The organism is Sphingomonas immobilis, from assembly GCF_030580995.1.
GTDB classification, from domain to species: Bacteria; Pseudomonadota; Alphaproteobacteria; order Sphingomonadales; family Sphingomonadaceae; genus Sphingomonas; species Sphingomonas immobilis.
Genome location: NZ_JAUQSZ010000011.1, coordinates 117,121 through 131,716, shown reverse-complemented (window position 1 = coordinate 131,716; position 14,596 = coordinate 117,121). Strand labels below are relative to the sequence as shown.

General features: G+C 63.9%; 14 protein-coding genes, 1 pseudogene and 1 riboswitch. Of the genes and pseudogenes, 6 read left to right on the top strand and 9 right to left on the bottom strand.

Features of this window, described 5'->3' with window-relative positions:
* Nucleotides 1-78: 78 nt before the first annotated feature.
* Nucleotides 79-444: a MerR family transcriptional regulator gene (locus Q5H94_RS15765; RefSeq protein ID WP_304562284.1), complete on the top strand. Its 366-nt coding sequence runs from the start codon at nucleotides 79-81 to the stop codon at nucleotides 442-444.
* On the opposite strand, the gene Q5H94_RS15760 is transcribed toward Q5H94_RS15765, so the two are convergent.
* Genes Q5H94_RS15760 through Q5H94_RS15745 form a run of 4 tightly spaced genes read right to left on the bottom strand, consistent with a single transcriptional unit; the run spans nucleotide 441 to nucleotide 5,021 of the window.
* Nucleotides 441-1,208 carry an ABC transporter ATP-binding protein gene (locus Q5H94_RS15760; RefSeq protein WP_304562252.1) on the bottom strand — a complete coding sequence of 256 codons (768 nt, stop codon included), beginning with the start codon at nucleotides 1,206-1,208 and terminating at the stop codon, nucleotides 441-443. The two genes, Q5H94_RS15765 and Q5H94_RS15760, sit on opposite strands and share 4 nt — an antisense overlap.
* Entirely contained in the window at nucleotides 1,205-2,188 is a 984-nt protein-coding gene (locus tag Q5H94_RS15755) for a FecCD family ABC transporter permease (RefSeq protein ID WP_304562251.1), read from the bottom strand. The genes Q5H94_RS15760 and Q5H94_RS15755 overlap by 4 nt, the downstream gene beginning before the upstream one ends.
* Complete coding sequence (locus Q5H94_RS15750) at nucleotides 2,185-3,012, bottom strand: ABC transporter substrate-binding protein (protein ID WP_304562250.1); 828 nt, start codon at nucleotides 3,010-3,012, stop codon at nucleotides 2,185-2,187. The genes Q5H94_RS15755 and Q5H94_RS15750 overlap by 4 nt, the downstream gene beginning before the upstream one ends.
* A gap of 2 nt (nucleotides 3,013-3,014) precedes the next feature.
* Nucleotides 3,015-5,021: a TonB-dependent receptor plug domain-containing protein gene (locus Q5H94_RS15745; protein WP_304562249.1), complete on the bottom strand. Its 2,007-nt coding sequence runs from the start codon at nucleotides 5,019-5,021 to the stop codon at nucleotides 3,015-3,017.
* 220 nt (nucleotides 5,022-5,241) lie between these two features.
* Nucleotides 5,242-5,471: riboswitch (cobalamin riboswitch) on the bottom strand.
* 297 nt (nucleotides 5,472-5,768) lie between these two features.
* Between Q5H94_RS15745 and Q5H94_RS15740 the strand changes: the two genes are divergently transcribed.
* On the top strand, nucleotides 5,769-6,473 hold the full coding sequence (locus Q5H94_RS15740) for a spermidine synthase family protein (RefSeq protein WP_304562248.1): 705 nt from the start codon (nucleotides 5,769-5,771) through the stop codon (nucleotides 6,471-6,473).
* 158 nt (nucleotides 6,474-6,631) lie between these two features.
* On the opposite strand, the gene Q5H94_RS15735 is transcribed toward Q5H94_RS15740, so the two are convergent.
* From Q5H94_RS15735 to Q5H94_RS15720, 5 genes and pseudogenes are all read right to left on the bottom strand, one after another.
* Complete coding sequence (locus Q5H94_RS15735) at nucleotides 6,632-6,841, bottom strand: hypothetical protein (RefSeq protein ID WP_304562247.1); 210 nt, start codon at nucleotides 6,839-6,841, stop codon at nucleotides 6,632-6,634.
* Nucleotides 6,842-8,132: 1,291 nt separating this feature from the next.
* Complete coding sequence (locus tag Q5H94_RS15730) at nucleotides 8,133-8,450, bottom strand: tyrosine-type recombinase/integrase (protein WP_304562246.1); 318 nt, start codon at nucleotides 8,448-8,450, stop codon at nucleotides 8,133-8,135.
* A pseudogene (locus tag Q5H94_RS20535) lies at nucleotides 8,437-8,688 on the bottom strand (site-specific integrase); the annotation flags it as partial. The gene Q5H94_RS15730 and the pseudogene Q5H94_RS20535, both read right to left, overlap by 14 nt.
* A gap of 455 nt (nucleotides 8,689-9,143) precedes the next feature.
* Nucleotides 9,144-10,772: a recombinase family protein gene (locus Q5H94_RS15725; RefSeq protein WP_304562245.1), complete on the bottom strand. Its 1,629-nt coding sequence runs from the start codon at nucleotides 10,770-10,772 to the stop codon at nucleotides 9,144-9,146.
* Nucleotides 10,773-11,276: 504 nt separating this feature from the next.
* On the bottom strand, nucleotides 11,277-11,873 hold the full coding sequence (locus tag Q5H94_RS15720) for a TetR/AcrR family transcriptional regulator (RefSeq protein WP_304562244.1): 597 nt from the start codon (nucleotides 11,871-11,873) through the stop codon (nucleotides 11,277-11,279).
* Between the two features lie 61 nt (nucleotides 11,874-11,934).
* Here Q5H94_RS15720 and Q5H94_RS15715 point away from each other — a divergent pair, with 61 nt between their 5' ends.
* The 4 genes from Q5H94_RS15715 (at nucleotide 11,935) to Q5H94_RS15700 (ending at nucleotide 14,566) form a co-directional block, all read left to right on the top strand.
* Nucleotides 11,935-12,366: a VOC family protein gene (locus Q5H94_RS15715; RefSeq protein ID WP_304562243.1), complete on the top strand. Its 432-nt coding sequence runs from the start codon at nucleotides 11,935-11,937 to the stop codon at nucleotides 12,364-12,366.
* Complete coding sequence (locus Q5H94_RS15710; protein WP_304562242.1) at nucleotides 12,363-12,713, top strand: hypothetical protein; 351 nt, start codon at nucleotides 12,363-12,365, stop codon at nucleotides 12,711-12,713. Before Q5H94_RS15715 ends, Q5H94_RS15710 begins: the two co-directional genes overlap by 4 nt.
* A 41-nt stretch (nucleotides 12,714-12,754) precedes the next feature.
* Nucleotides 12,755-13,267 (top strand): nuclear transport factor 2 family protein, encoded by a 513-nt coding sequence (locus Q5H94_RS15705; RefSeq protein ID WP_304562241.1) that lies wholly within the window; start codon nucleotides 12,755-12,757, stop codon nucleotides 13,265-13,267.
* 87 nt (nucleotides 13,268-13,354) lie between these two features.
* A complete protein-coding gene (locus Q5H94_RS15700; RefSeq protein WP_304562240.1) occupies nucleotides 13,355-14,566 on the top strand; it encodes a cytochrome P450 in 1,212 nt (403 codons plus the stop codon).
* Nucleotides 14,567-14,596: the final 30 nt, after the last annotated feature.

Sequence of the window (14,596 nt, the reverse complement as noted above, 5' to 3'; positions counted from 1 at the left end):
ACGGGCGAGGCCGATCTTCGCGCCGCTGATCTTCGCGCCGTCGTTAAGGGCGAACGGCAGGATCGTACGCGCCAGGGGATACAGGAGGTGGCGCGGCAGCTCGGCGTCACGCACCGCGCGCTGCGTTTCTATGAGGACAAGGGCCTGATCGAGCCCGAGCGCGTCGGCAGCATGCGCATCTATTCGCGGCGCGACGTGGGCCGGATGCAATTGATCCTGCGCGGCAAGCGGCTCGGGTTTTCACTCCGCGAAATTCAGGAGTTCCTCGACCTCTACGATGCCGATCCCGAGCATGTGGAGCAGATGATCCGCCTTGCGGGGCGGGTGCGCGAGCGGCTGCTCGACCTCGAGAAGCAGCAGGTCGCGCTGGAGGAGACGATCCGCGAGCTGCGCCAGATCGAACACGATGCGATGGCGCGCGTGAAGACGGCGCGCGGGCGCTAGTCGAGGAAGCGGATCGACGCGCCGTCGGCGTCGCGCGTCACGCGCACCGCCACGTCGTAGAGCGCGCCCAGCATCTCCCCGGTGAAGATCGTCTCGGCATCGCCCTGCACCGCGATGCGGCCGTTCCGCACGGCGACGACATCGTCGGCGATGCGCAGCGCGAGATCGAGATCGTGGAGCGCGACGATCACGGTATGGCCGGCGTCGGCCAGCGCGCGCAGCCGCTTGGCCGCATCGAGCGCGTGACGCGGATCGAGCCCGGCGGTGGGCTCGTCGACGATCAGCAGCTCGGGTTCGCCGACCGTCGCGCGCGCCAGCATCACGCGGGCGAGCTCGCCGCCCGACAGCCGCGTCGCGGGCCGGTCGCGCAGGGCGAGCAGATCGTAGCGGTCGAGCGCGGCGTCGATCCTCGGCTGCCAGATCGCGGGCAGGCCGCCGAACGCGGGCAGATGCGCGCTGAGGCCGAGCGCAACGACGCGCTCGACGCTGATCGCCCAGTCCACGCGCGGGCTCTGCGGCAGATAGGCGCGGCGGCGCGCGAGGCCCTGGCGGCCGATCGCCGCGAGCGGAGCGCCGCCCAGCGTCACCTGCCCGCGGCCCGGCGGGAGCAGCCCGGCGGCGACTTCGAGGAGAGTGCTCTTGCCCGCGCCGTTCGCGCCGATCACCACGGTCAGGCGGCCGGCGGCGAAATGCACGTCCGCCCAGTCGAGGACGAGGCGGCCGCGCCGCACGACGCTGACGCCCTCGAGGACGAGATCGCTCATGGCGCGGTGTTCCGCACGTGCAGCACCAGCCACAGGAAGAACGGTGCGCCGACGACGCTGACGAACACGCCGAGGCGGATTTCCGGGCCGAAATGGACGAGGCGCGTAGCGATGTCCGCCGCCGTGACGATCACCGCGCCCGCGATCGCCGCCGGGACCAGCGTCGCGCCGGGCCGGTGGCCGACGAGCGGGCGGACGATGTGCGGCGCGATCAGCCCGACGAAACCGATCGCGCCCGTCACCGCCGTCGCCGCGCCAACGCCGAGCGCGGTGCCGAACAAAGCGAGCAGGCGGATGCGCTTCAGGTTGACGCCGAGGCTCTCCGCCTGCGCCTCGCCCAGCGTCAGCGCATCGATGGCGCGCGCGGTCGCCAGCAGCAGCGCCGCGCCGATCAGGATGAAGGGCCCGGCGAGGACGACATGATCCCAGCTCCGGTCGGCGAGCGAGCCCATCAGCCAGGTCATGATCTCATAGGCGGCGTAGGGATTGGGCGCGAGGTTGAGCGCAAGGCTGACACCCGCGCCGGCGATGCTCGACACCGCGGCCCCTGCGAGGATCAGCGCCAGCGTGCCGCCGCTGCGCGCCAGCGTCAGCGCGAGCCCGGCGGTGACGAGCCCGCCCACCAGCCCGAACAACGGCGTCGCGAGCGCGAAATGCGCCGCCAGCCCGAAATAGATCGCGATCACCGCGCCGAGCGACGCACCCGCCGACACGCCGAGCAGCCCCGGCTCGGCGAGCGGATTGCGCAACAGGCCCTGCAGCACCGCCCCCGACAGGCCGAGGATCGCGCCGACGAGGATGCCGAGCACGAGGCGCGGCAGGCGGATCTCGGTGATGATGAGGCCCGCCAGCGTCGGGTGCTGCGCGCGCGCCGCCTCGGCCAGCGCCGCGGGCGAGAGCCAGATCGTGCCCGAGAGCAGGGATGCGACGCTCAGCGCGGCCAGCGCCAGCAGCAGAAGCGGGATCAGCCAGCGGTTCATAGCGCCGCCCGCACCTGCGCCCGGAGCGCGATCGCGGCATCGGCGATGGCGGGCGCGCCGCAGATCGTGTCGCGCGGCGAGATGTGGAGGATGCGGCTGCGCGGCCAACGCTTGCGCACGATCGCGGTGTCGCGGCGCGCGTCGCCGAGCGAGGCGCCGCCGTCCGCGCCGTCGCCCTCGATCAGGAAATCGGGCGCGGCTTGCAGCAGCGCCTCGGTATCGGTCGGGCCGGTCTCTGGCGTCACGTCGGTGAGGCCGGCGGCGGCGATCACGGCGGCGACGAGCGGGCCCTCGCGCATGCCGTCGCGGCCCCAGACGGCGACGCGCACGCCGCGCACCGGCGGCGACGCGACCAGCCGCGCATCCATCTTCGCGACCAGCGCCGCGCCGCGTTCGGGCACGCCCAAGGCGGTAGCAAGGTCGCTTATGTTGCGGCGGATGGCGGGTACGTCCATCGCATCCTCGATCGCGACGACCGGCACGCCGAGCCGCGCCAGCAGCGCGCGGCCGCCGGGATTGGAGAAGGTATCGGTAACGATCAGATCAGGCCGGGTCGTCACCACCTCCTCCACGCTGCCGCGATTGGCGGCGACGCGCGCGGCTTCCACGACCATCGCCGAATAGCGTGGATCGCGCGACAGCCACGTCACCGACGCGATGCGTTCCGGCGGGAGCAGCGCCAGCACGAGCTGGTCGGTGCATTGGTTCATCGACATGACGCGCACCGGCTTTGCGGGGCGCGTGGAAACAGGGGGCGCCGCCGCGCTGCACCCGGCGACGAGCGCCGGGCACAGGACGGCGGCAAGGGCGAGGCCCCCGCGCACGATCAGAACTTCACGCGCACCCCGCCGGTGGCCGAACGGCCCGGCGAATTGTACCCGAACACCTCCTGATAGCGCTCGCCAGCCAGATTCTCGACGCGGCCGAACACCTGGAAGTGCGGGCCGAAGTCGTACGAGGCGTTGAGGTTCACGATCGTATAGGACGGCAGGTTGACCATCACGCGCTGGAAGCTGCCGGTGAAGGCACTGTCGCGCTGCCCGCCGTTGTAGCGCACCGTCAGCGTCGCGCTGATCGGGAACGCCTTGGGCGCATAGGTGACGTTGAGCGAGGCGATGTCGCGCGCACGCCGTACCGCCTGCCCCGTCACCGGCACCGCCGCCTGGAAGCCGCCACCCGCCGGTGCATTGCCGACGAGCGCGCTGAGCGTCTGCGGTGCATCGAGATAGGTGTAGTTCGCATCGACCCGGAAATCCGCGAGCTTCACCGCCGCCACGACCTCGACACCCTGCTGGTGCGAGACCACGGCATTGTTGAAGCTCGACGAGACGAAGGTGCCGCTGATGGGATCGAACACCGAGGTCGAGGTGATCTGATTGTCGAAACGGCTGCGGAAATAGGTCGCCCCCAAAGTCACCTTGCGGTCGAGAAAGCCCTGTTCGATGCCCGCTTCCCAGCCCTTCGATTCCTCGGGCTTCAGGTTCGGGTTGCCGATGTAGACGCCGCTCGAATAGCCGAACAGCTCGCTCGGCGTCGGTGCCTTGATGCCGGTGCCGTAGGCGGCGTGGACGCGCGTGCCGGTCGGGAACAGATAGCTGCCCGTCACGCGGTAGGTCGCGGCGCTGCGGAACAGGCTGTAGTCGTCGATCCGCGCCGATGCGCCGAACGCGAGCCGGTCGTCGATCGTCAGATCGTAGCTGGCGACATAGCCGAGCGTGTCGAGCGTATGCTGGCTGTTGTCGGCGAACGCCGCGTTGTTGCGGAACTGCTGCCGTTCCCAGTCCATGCCGAGCGTGAAGCGGTTCTTCACCCGCTCGCTGCCGAAGCGCACGGTCGAGTTGAAGGTGGTGCGGTAACGCCGCCCGAAGCTGCCCGAGGGACCGAACGGGCCGTCATATTCGCGCGCGGAATCGGTGATCGCGGCGGTGGCGGCATTGGTCCACGCGCCGTCGAACAGATCCCAGTTCGCACCGACCAGCCCGTACCACGCGCGGTTGCGCGTCAAATTGCCGGGGCTGTCGACCGCGATGGTGATCGGATAGCCCTGGATGATCGGCGAACCGGCCGCGATGTCCTGATCGACGAGATCGGCACGCAGCCGCGTATAGCGGCCGACCGCGGTCAGCTTGAAGTTGGAAGCCGGGGTCCAGTTGGCCTTGCCGGTCACGCTGAGGTTCTCCGAGCCGGTCGCGAGCTTGCCGCCCGGCGCGACGACGAAGCCGTCCGTGCGGTAATAGCTGCCCGACAGCGCGTAATCGAGCGTGTCGCCGATGACGCCGCCGGCGCGTGCGCCGCCCGCGATCGTGCCCTGCGTGCCGCCCTCGACGCGCGCCGAATAGCCGGGAGCCTCGCGGCCCGACAGCGTGGTGTAGCTGATCACGCCGCCGATCGCGTCCGATCCGTAGAGCGAGCTCTGCTGGCCGCGCAGCACCTCGACGCGCGAGGCCTCGTCGTTGATCAGGCCGCCGAAATCATACTGCGCGTTATAGGGATCGTCGGCCTTGATGCCGTCGATGAACACCAGAGTGTGATTGCCTTCGGTGCCGCGGATGCGCACCTCGGTCAGGCCGCCGACGCCGCGAACGACGGCGACGCCCGGCACGTCGCGCAGCACGTCGACGATGAAGCGCGTCTGGCGTGCCTGCAGATCCTTGTCGTCGATCACCGTGACCGACGAGCCGAGCAGCGCGGCCGGGATGGCGTCGCCCGATCGGGTCGCGGTAACGACCACGTCGTCGGTATCGGTATTGGTCACCGGGCTGGCCGGTTCGCTCTGCGCGAGAGCGGGTGTCGCGGCGACGAGCGCCAGCAATGAAACGAAAGTCTTCTTCATGTTTAGTCCCCCCGCGCCGTCTGGACGAAGCGGAAGGGGCTGTTCTCGCCTGCGCGAACACGAACGCGAAACCAGCCTGGCGGACGCGGTGCCCGGCTGCCTTCACGCCGCTGCGGCCCCGGCCGCACGGTTCGGGCGCCCGGCAAAGCAAGCCTCTGCCGAAAACCCGATCGTCGCTCGAACGGACTAATCCGTGCCCCGGCCATCCCCTGGACCACGAGCATGAGCGACAGCGCCGGCAGGTCTCCTGGCTCGCGGGTCAAGGCTCGACGCACGCCTTCCCAGATCATCGATCCAGTGGCCGCCCGGTTCTGGGACCGGGCCCGTGCATCTCGCTCACCGCTTACAGTTGCAGGGACAGCCGCGGATTGGGAAAAAGGGGAAACCCGTTCTTCCGCACCGCATTCCCTTTGAAGCCCCTCGCGGGGCACCGGCGCGATCAACAGGCAAGGCTGACGCCCTGCCTGGCGGGCCCCTTAGCTCAAAGGTCGCGCGAAGCAAATCACATTCGCGTCGGAAGCTCTTGCCAGGCCGGGCAGTGTATGACCAAGGCTTTGCCGGTCTTCCGCGACGGTCGCCGATCTGGCCAAACCGCGCCTCCTTGCCATTCGACGGGAATTGTATGGGCCAGCTTCGGACCGCCAACACGCGGCGCAAACGCGCGCTTCTTCTCCCGCTTGCGCGCAAGGAATCGCTGGTAACCAACCGAAGGGATGCCAGCGTGACCGACAAGGCGCTGGCCGAACGTTGAGCGCAACGCAAGCGAGGGCGCGCTCCCGCCCGCCGATCGAGCTTATCGATACGGCCGAAATCCCGAACGGCGGACAATTGCGTCTGCTGCGCTGCGGCCCGGATTTCTCGATCCAGTTCGGCGAGGACGAACTGATGGGCAGTCAGGCGTTCGAGTCCGAACAGGCGCTGGCCGAGCTGGCGATCGGGCGGATGAGCGGTTCGCCGAGCCATGTGCTGATCGGCGGCCTCGGGATGGGCTTCACCCTCGGGGCGGCGCTGGCAGCCTTGCCGCCCTCCGCCACGGTCGTGGTGGCGGAGCTCGTGCCCAAGATCCTCACCTGGGCCAATGGCCCGCTCGCGCATCTGTTCGGGGATGCGTTGGCCGATCCGCGCACGTCGGTGGAAATTCGCGACGTCCACGACGTGATCGAGTCTGCACGCGATGCGTTCGACGCGATATTGCTCGACGTCGACAATGGCCCGGACGGCTTCATCCAGCTCGCCAACGAACGTCTGTATTGTGACTGGGGATTGCGCACCGCCTATCGCGCGCTGCGCCCGGGCGGCGTGCTGGCGATCTGGTCGGCCTATGAGGACGCCGCTTTCGGCGATCGTCTCGAAAAGGCGGGCTTCGCCGTGGATGAGGTCAAGATCGACGACAGCCAGGGCCGCGAGCGCGCGCCCTACACGATCTGGCTTGCGTCCAGGCCGATGTCCTGATCGCGCAGCCGCGCCCGGCCATTGAAACGCGCGTCGCTACGGCAAAATACGGTCTCAAGATCGACAAGCGTGGCAAGGCCCCGGCGGTCAATCTCGCTAACACCTGATCCGTGTAGCGCCAAGGATGCGGCAACCCGCATCCCTGGCGTCATTGTCGGCTATTTGATCGCGATGTCGCTCGCTTCGGCGCGATATTGCTCACGGACGAAAGCCTTGGCGGCGCTCTGCGTCTTGAAGGCATCGTCCAGGACTTCGCTGGAGACCAGCGGATAGCCCTGCGAATTATACCGCGTCGACCGGACGGTCACGCGGTAGACGCCGTCCTCGTCCTTGAGCACCAGATACGGGCGGACGGCTACTCGCGACATATGTGTTTCCTTCATTGGTGACGGCTCAAGTGGCGGAACGCAGAAGACTTTCCCGCGCGCCGGCGAAGCTGCCACGCTTCATGTTCATCAAAGCGCCGCCGTTCCTTGCCGGTCGCGTTCACCCAGAGACCGCAACGGGCGGCGGGTCGGAGCGGCTGCGTCAGTGACTGGACTGCGGTGACTGGGCTGCGGTGACTGGGCTGCGACGAAATGTCGCTCTCATCACTGGCAGCCAGCGCCGCCAATGCGAATTGGCGCTCCGTGCTCGGAGATGCCAGCGATCTGCATGTGGCTCCAAAAGCCGGGCCGCACAAGGGCGGACCCGCGACCTGGCGCCGCCGGGGCATCACTCGGTCGTGGAAGACGACAAGATTCGGTTCGAGCCCGGTTCGCGACAGCGACATCGCGCCTTCGGCCGAACGCGACTCGTTCCCTTCGCAGCACAGATCAAATGCGATGCGCGCACCTGGCGGAGACGGAGGATACCACTATTCTTTGATCTAAAAGGATAATTTTACTCAGAATACGCCTACCATACTTTAAGCCATAAATTTCGTGATTGATCGGCAGCGAGCGATGCCGAACCAGAACGAACGCTTCGTGGCAGTGTAAATGCGCTACCGACCCAAAGCGGACGGCCGGCATCACCCGATTGCGGCCCTCTCGCCGGAGTGTAAATTGCTCGGATGCCTCCAAGCTCACGCATCGTTTCGATGCTGCTTCTGACCATTTCGCTTGGGTGCAGTCGGGAGGCTACGCCACCGCACACGAACCTTCGATCTTGCGTGCTCGACCAAGCGCGCACTCTGGCAAAGGATCAGCACCGCCGACCTTCGTTCGATGAGGCGAAGAGGTTTATGAACAATTGCAAGGAAAAGGGCCGAGAGATCAAGGAAGCCCCAAACACCCTCGCTTGTGCACTGAGCGATCAGTGGGAAAGATGTGGTAGGCTTCCACCGACAGATTGAACGTCCGTTCCCGACCCATAGCGGACATTCAGTGAGGCTTCGGCAAGGACCGCTTCCGCCCAGTTGTGGCGTTCAGGAATTCGGGCCAAACGTCGGAATGACCAATGTCGCGCCCTTCGTTGTCGGTCTTCTCGTTCTGGGGCGAACCGTTTTCGCGCTTTTTAGCGGGTCGGCAGCGGCGAACAATAAGGGTTTATGGAGAGAGGACGAGCCGATGGTCTACTGGACCGTCATAGTGGCTGGATTTGCCGTGTCGGCCTTCCTCTTTTACGAAGCTTTCAGACCAAACGGCAGCTAACCACCCATAGCGGACTCTCGACGCGCTAAATATCGGCCGCTTCCGCAAGGGCCAAGGCGTCCTCAATATCGACGCCCAGGTATCGAACGGTGCTGTCCAGCTTGGTATGACCGAGCAAAATCTGGATTGCCCGCAAATTGCCGGTCTGCCGGTAGATCAATGCCACTTTGGTTCGGCGGAGCGAATGCGTTCCGTAGGGCGTAGGTTCGATACCAACCTGCTGGAGCCAGCCTTTCAGCAGCCGCGCATATTGCCGTCGATAGACAGGGCCGATCGCGCCGCCGGGAGGGGAACAGGTAGTCGCCGGGCTTCGCTGCCCGAGCTCGTATCCACGCCAGCACACTTTCGCGCGTGCCCTGTGTCACTTCGAACTGAACGGGTGTGCCGGTCTTAAGCTGCACCACCAGCGCCCGACTGCGTACAACACCGCCCGCCAATAGATCGCCAACCTTGAGACGAACAAGATCGCAGCCGCGCAGCTTGCTGTCGATTGCAAGATCGAAAAGGGCAAGGTCGCGAACACGACGTTCCCGCTTGAGATGAAAGCGGATCGACCAAACCTGCCTTGGCTTCAGCGCCATTTTTGGGCCGATTAGCGCGCCACGGTTCCAAGGGCGGTTAGGATACGTGTGTGATTGCGTTGCCGGTTGCATGAGCTGTCTCCCGCCCGCGTCGGGTGACGGCGGGTCTGTGGCAACAGTGATGCGGTAAGATTGAATGTCCGCTACGGGTGGACAGCGGACATTGTCATCGCGAACCAAAATGGGCGCGGCATTCCTTCAGCGCCGCCGCATCGCAGGCAGAGTGCCAGTCGCTTTTTGCGATTTCGTCTTACCAAAGTCCTTTCACTAGGAAGCCGCCCATACGGCCAGGCGAGGCGCATTGCGATGCGCTAAAGATTTCTCTATCGGACGTGAACATCACTCGCAGGACAGTCGCGGCATCTCTAGTGCAATGACTAAGCGCGGCGAGGTCACCTGCCGACGACGCCTAGCTTCCAGTTCGACCCGGTTGCCTAGGCAATGATGCCGCCGAGCTATTGCCTGCTACCACGACGACGCCGAAAGCCCGCCTCAACAATATCGCCACGCGCGCTCGCGAAACCAACCTTATCGTACGCGGCCATCAGACTGCCAAATCGTTCCCGATAATGTTTGGCGTTCGGAAGGTGGATATCGCTCTCGATCACAGCCTCGGACAGATAGCCGTGCTCTCGAATTAGACGGCGCAGGCCATCGAGAAGCTGAGTATCGTCAAGCTGCCTCCCCACCCGATAGCGCCTTTTGGACGGGCGGGCAGTCGCCGTACCGGCGATGGTAGCGAAAGATTCCTTAAGATCACCGGTCGGGACCGGAGGTAAGCCCGCCTGCCTGTAAGCCGCTGGCAGACTTCCGAACCGATCCGCAAAATGTCGCGCGTTCGGAAGGGCCGTGTTTAGGTTGATTAGCCGCTGTGAAATCGCGCCGTTTTCCCGGTAAACTTGGCGAAGTTGATCGAGCGCTTCCTCGTCCGTGTAGAGGGCTCTGAACGACAGATACTGACGCCTCGCAGGTCTTTTGTAACCGATCAGGGCATAGACGTTGTCGAGACCGCCATATCGCACCGCAAGCCGCCCGTCTGACGGTAGGTAGGGGCATTCGCGAACAATCTTTGCAGTCAGCGCCCCCTTCTCATCCAACAGCCTTGCTAAACCCGCAGTGATCTGTTCGTCAGAATATGGCCGCCGAGTTATATTCTGGAGCCGGGCGACCGACGCCGCGAACAATGCGGGCTCGAGGATAGGCTCCATCACTCGGGCCTTAATCCACTCTTCGGATGGCGAGGCGGTCGGTTGGCCGAGATTGCTACGTCGGCGACCAAAGACATAGGTTCCGATGTAGATTTCGTTGCTGAGCATATGCCGGACGGTATCGTACGTCCAAAATCGGCGTCCCCGCTCGTCCTTACAGTGGCCGTTCAGTTCGTGCGCGATCGCAGTGATCCGCATCTCGTCGTGAACAAACATCCGGAAAGCGCGCCGCACCATATCCACCTCCTCGGGCGGTCCGGCGATCCACGCGACGCGCTCGGCAGCGAGTGCTTTGCGCTCGCCCGCCTTCAACAATTTGCGTGGTCTGCCATGTCGATCGACAAGCTGGCGGCGAACCCCGACGACGGTCGTTCCGCCCTGCTTGTAACCAAGGCCAGCTTGTTGCCGTTGCGCGCGCGACACTTTTGTAGACAGCTCCCGGCTGTACTCAGCCGCCATGACCCGCTTCATCTGTTTGACGATCGAGGCCATTCCCCCACCATCGTTGTCGAACGCCTCGCTGCAATATCGAACCGGCACCCCAGCCTCACGGCACATGTATTCGTAGTGCGCCGCCTGATCCGCATCTTGGAACCGCCCCCACCGGCTAACGTCCAAGACGAGGATCGCGCGGAACGGCGCGTCCCCGGCCAGCACATCCCCCAAAAGCTTTTTAAGGCCCGGCCGCTTTTTAAGTGTCAGGCCGCTCTTGGCCGGATCCTCATACGTCGCAACGACTTCGTAGCCATCTGCTAGGGCGTAGGCGCTGATCGCGGCTCGCTGGTTGTCGAACGAGAAGCGCTGATGCTCGGTGGACATCCTAAGATACTGGGCTGCGGGGACCAGCCCTTGCGCTTGGCTCGATCGTTTTTTCACACCGGCTCCAAACTGACTTACATTCGGGCTCGGTATACAGAAGAGCTTAACGGCCGACCTTTGCGATCGCGGTCGAGTGGGCACTTCGCAGGCATTCACCTCGACAGTGATCTCATCGACCAACCTCCGCCGAAAGAGCGCCCGTCAAAAATCCGATGAGGGTCGCATGCTCAATAGGGTCAGGGTGCATCGCTGAACGAAGGTCCGCAATCAGGAACGGTGGAATTGGCTCTCGTAGGCCAACAGTGGGCGATAGCCGTCGTTCGGACACGTCGCGCGAATGTCCGCTAAGGGTCGAGAACGGACGTCGGCGAAGGCCCATGAACCAAACGGCTCGATGGTCGTTAATTGAGTCGTCACGTGGAAAACACGGGTCGCAAACGAGCCTCGCAGTCGCCCCCCGACTGCGGGGCTTTTTTATGGATCGTCACTTGGCGAACGTCCGGTTTGAGTGGGAAGCGGACGTTCGCAAAATTCCACCGAGCAACTTCACGCAAGCTATCGTCACTTCAAGGATGCAAGCAGGGTCTGAAGAGCGACGCTCGCGTCCTGTCTTGCTTTCTCCGGCTCTTCCGCGTTCGCCACCAAAAGGGCAGCTTCGTCGATAATAGAGAGGATCAAGTGTGCCAATGAGCGTGATGGCTGGTCGCGGATCTGCCCCGCACCGATGCCATCGATGACGGCACGCTCGATGATGCCAAGGCCGTAAAACGCCTCGAGCCGACGCCATTCTGTCCAGCCCAGGACTGCCGGGCCGTCGATCAGGATAATGCGCTGAACCTCGGGCGTCGAGGCCGCGTCGAGGAATTTGGCGACGTTCGTCTTGAAGCGCAACCACTCCGCGCCCGGTTCTGTCGGCTGCGGCGACCCGGCGCTTTCGGTCATGTCGCGCTCGACCTCATCGAACACGGCGAGAAACAAGTCCTCCTTACGTGGGAAATGATGCTGAAGTGCCCCACGTGTGACGCCGGCGTGCGCCACGATCTCCGGCGTTCCCGTCGCGTGAAAGCCTTTTTGCGCGAACAATCTGCGCGCCGCACCGACCAGCGCAGCGCGCGTCTCGCCCGCCCTTGTTTTTTTAATTCCCGTGCCCTTGGGCATGCCTACTCCGATTGACAGTCACGCCTTATACATGCAGTCTGCATGATAAAGGAGAGATTGCGTGGACCCACGTATCAACATGATCATGGTTGGCGCCAGCGACATCGCTGCTCTGCGGCAATTCTACGAGCAGGGCCTAGGCTGGACGCCGTGGATGCCGGCCTCGGAGGGATCGGCCGCGTATAAGATCGGCACGTCGATCCTGATTTTCGTCAACGCCGCTTATCTCGCCAAAGAGAGCGGCATCCCGGCGGTGGCGACACCCAAGTCGCTCTTCGCCATCTTTGTGGCCTCCAAAGAGGAAGTTCATACCGCATTCGATCGAGCTGTGGCGGCCGGCGCCACCGTCACCAGCGCCATTCGGGACCGCGACCAAGGCCTTTATTCAGGCTATTTTGGCGACCCGGAGGGCAACAGTTGGGAGATAGTGTGGAGCCCGCACATGCCGCTTGGACCGGACGGCGCGCTCACCTTGCCCGGACAAGCGCAATGAAAATCGGGTTCGTAGCCTTTTCAATCGCCGCCGCCGTCGCATGGATAGTCCTGTTCTACTTCAGCGCACAGGCCGTGGCGGCAATGGGTCTGAACGCCGCAGGCCCAACATTCTTCGCGCAATTTGGCCATCCTTGGCGCGCGCAGTTCGGCGCTGACTTTACCATCCACCTTCTGTTTGCGGCCGCCTGGATGATCTGGCGTTCGCCATCGTGGATTCTCGGCATCGTCTTCGCCGTTCTGGCGATCAACTTCGGCGCCCTCTTCACGTTGCCGTACATCTTGATCGCCGCATGGCGGGGCGGCGGCATCGAATCTCTGTTCGTTCGCCCCGCTCGCGGACGCTGAAAGTGTTCATCGAGAACCAATAAAATCGGAGAGGAAAGATCTTGGACCAGCATCGCGACCCAGAAGTGCAGCGTCTAATTGACGAATCCGCAATCCGCCATCTGCTCGCGCTCTATCCGCGCGCGCTCGATCGCCAGGATAGCGCATTACTGGCCTCGCTCTTCCATCCTGACGCCGTGGACGATCATGGCCATTACAACGGACCGGCGAGCGGTTTTGTCGAGTGGATGAAAAGTGGTTCCAGGCCCGGCGTTCACTGGACGCATCACAACGGTACGCAAATCATCGAAATCGAGGGCGATGTCGCGCAAACCGAGACGTATTGCATAGCGCTGTGCCGCCACGGGGCGCGCGGCGAAGCAGGCTTCGAAAAGGAAACGTTCCTCCGCGTTCGCTACCTCGACCGTGTCGAAAAGCGGGAGGGTAAATGGAAGATCGCGCATCGCCGCGTGATCTTCTCGCCCTGTCACATCGCCGATGCTTCGCACGACTTCGACGCGTCCATGTGCCTGCAGGAAGGCGGGTTTCCGGCAGACGAAGTCTACCGGTGGTAGCTTCGGTGCGACCGCGTTCGCGCCTCGATCGATATGCCTGTGCGACGCGAAATTATGCGACCACCTGATCCTTCTCGGAGATTGTCGATGGCCTCTGTAGAGATGCTGGACGTGCCGGCCCACGTTCCGCCCGAACGCGTTTGGAATCATGAACCGGCTGCCTTTGCCGCGCAATTCGACGATCCTTTCGTCGGGATCGCTCAGCTGCACGATGGCCCGGATATTGTTTATGCCAAACATCCGCAGATCAAGCCGGGAGTCTGGCTTCCGACGCGCTTCGCCGTCATCAACGACATATTCTTGGATGCCGCGCGCTTCTCTAGCGTCAACAATATAGCGATCGGGCCGTTGCTGGGTGTCGATTGGCGGCTGAACCCGGTGGATTTCGACCCGCCCGAGCACATGCGATATCGGCAGATACTTCAGCCTTTTTTCCAGCCGAGCGCGATCAACCGTTACGACGAGCATCTTCGCGACGTCTCGCGCGAGTTGATCGATCGCTTCGAGCAACGCGGAAGCTGCGAGTTCGTCAGCGAGTTCTCGAATCTCTTTCCGACATATTTCTTCCTCGATCTGCTGGGCATGCCGAGGGAGATGCTTCCGCAATTCCTCGAGTGGAGCGAAGCTTACGTTCGAGGCGAAACGATCGAGGCGAAGGTTGTCGGCGCCCGCTCGATCCTCAAATATATCGAAGGCTATGTGGAAGACCGCCGTAACGATCAGCGCGACGACCTCGTGTCCGGCATTCTCAATGCTGAGATCAACGGTCGACCGCTCGATCATGGGGAGGTGATCGGTATGATCATGCTTGTCTATTTCGGAGGTCTGGAAACGGTCGTTTCCAGCCTTGGCTGGTATTTTCAGCACCTCGCCACGCATCCCGAACTGCAAGCGCGTCTCCGCGATAATCCCGCGGACATTCCTGGCGCCGTCAACGACTATATCAGGGCGTACGGTGTGGTCGGCACACGCCGGCTTGTCACCGAGGACGTGCGGTTTCACGGTGTCGAGCTGAAAAAGGGTGACATGATCATGGTGCCTGGCTTCCTCGCTTCCCGCGACGACCGTCAGTTCGCCGACCCACACGTCATTGATCCTGATCGCAAGGCGCGCCACCTGAGCTTCGCGACGGGGGTGCACAACTGCCTTGGTGCACATTTGGCGCGGCGCGAAATCACCATCGCTTTCGAAGAATTTCTGAGCCGTTTCGCCAATATTCGCGTAGCCGAAAGCGGTGCGTTCGACTGGACCACGGCCGGTGTGTGGGCAGTAACTCGGCTCGATCTGACTTGGGGTTGAATCCGATGAGGTCGCACCGAACGTCCACTA

Excerpts from the sequence above, each read along its gene's own strand:
- Q5H94_RS15760 (WP_304562252.1), bottom strand. The coding sequence starts at position 1,208 with ATGAGCGATCTCGTCCTCGAGGGCGTCAGCGTCGTGCGGCGCGGCCGC.
- Q5H94_RS15755 (WP_304562251.1), bottom strand. The coding sequence starts at position 2,188 with ATGAACCGCTGGCTGATCCCGCTTCTGCTGCTGGCGCTGGCCGCGCTG.
- Q5H94_RS15745 (WP_304562249.1), bottom strand. The coding sequence starts at position 5,021 with ATGAAGAAGACTTTCGTTTCATTGCTGGCGCTCGTCGCCGCGACACCC.
- Q5H94_RS15735 (WP_304562247.1), bottom strand. The coding sequence starts at position 6,841 with ATGTCGCGAGTAGCCGTCCGCCCGTATCTGGTGCTCAAGGACGAGGAC.
- Q5H94_RS15720 (WP_304562244.1), bottom strand. The coding sequence starts at position 11,873 with ATGCCCAAGGGCACGGGAATTAAAAAAACAAGGGCGGGCGAGACGCGC.
- Q5H94_RS15710 (WP_304562242.1), top strand. The coding sequence starts at position 12,363 with ATGAAAATCGGGTTCGTAGCCTTTTCAATCGCCGCCGCCGTCGCATGG.
- Q5H94_RS15700 (WP_304562240.1), top strand. The coding sequence starts at position 13,355 with ATGGCCTCTGTAGAGATGCTGGACGTGCCGGCCCACGTTCCGCCCGAA.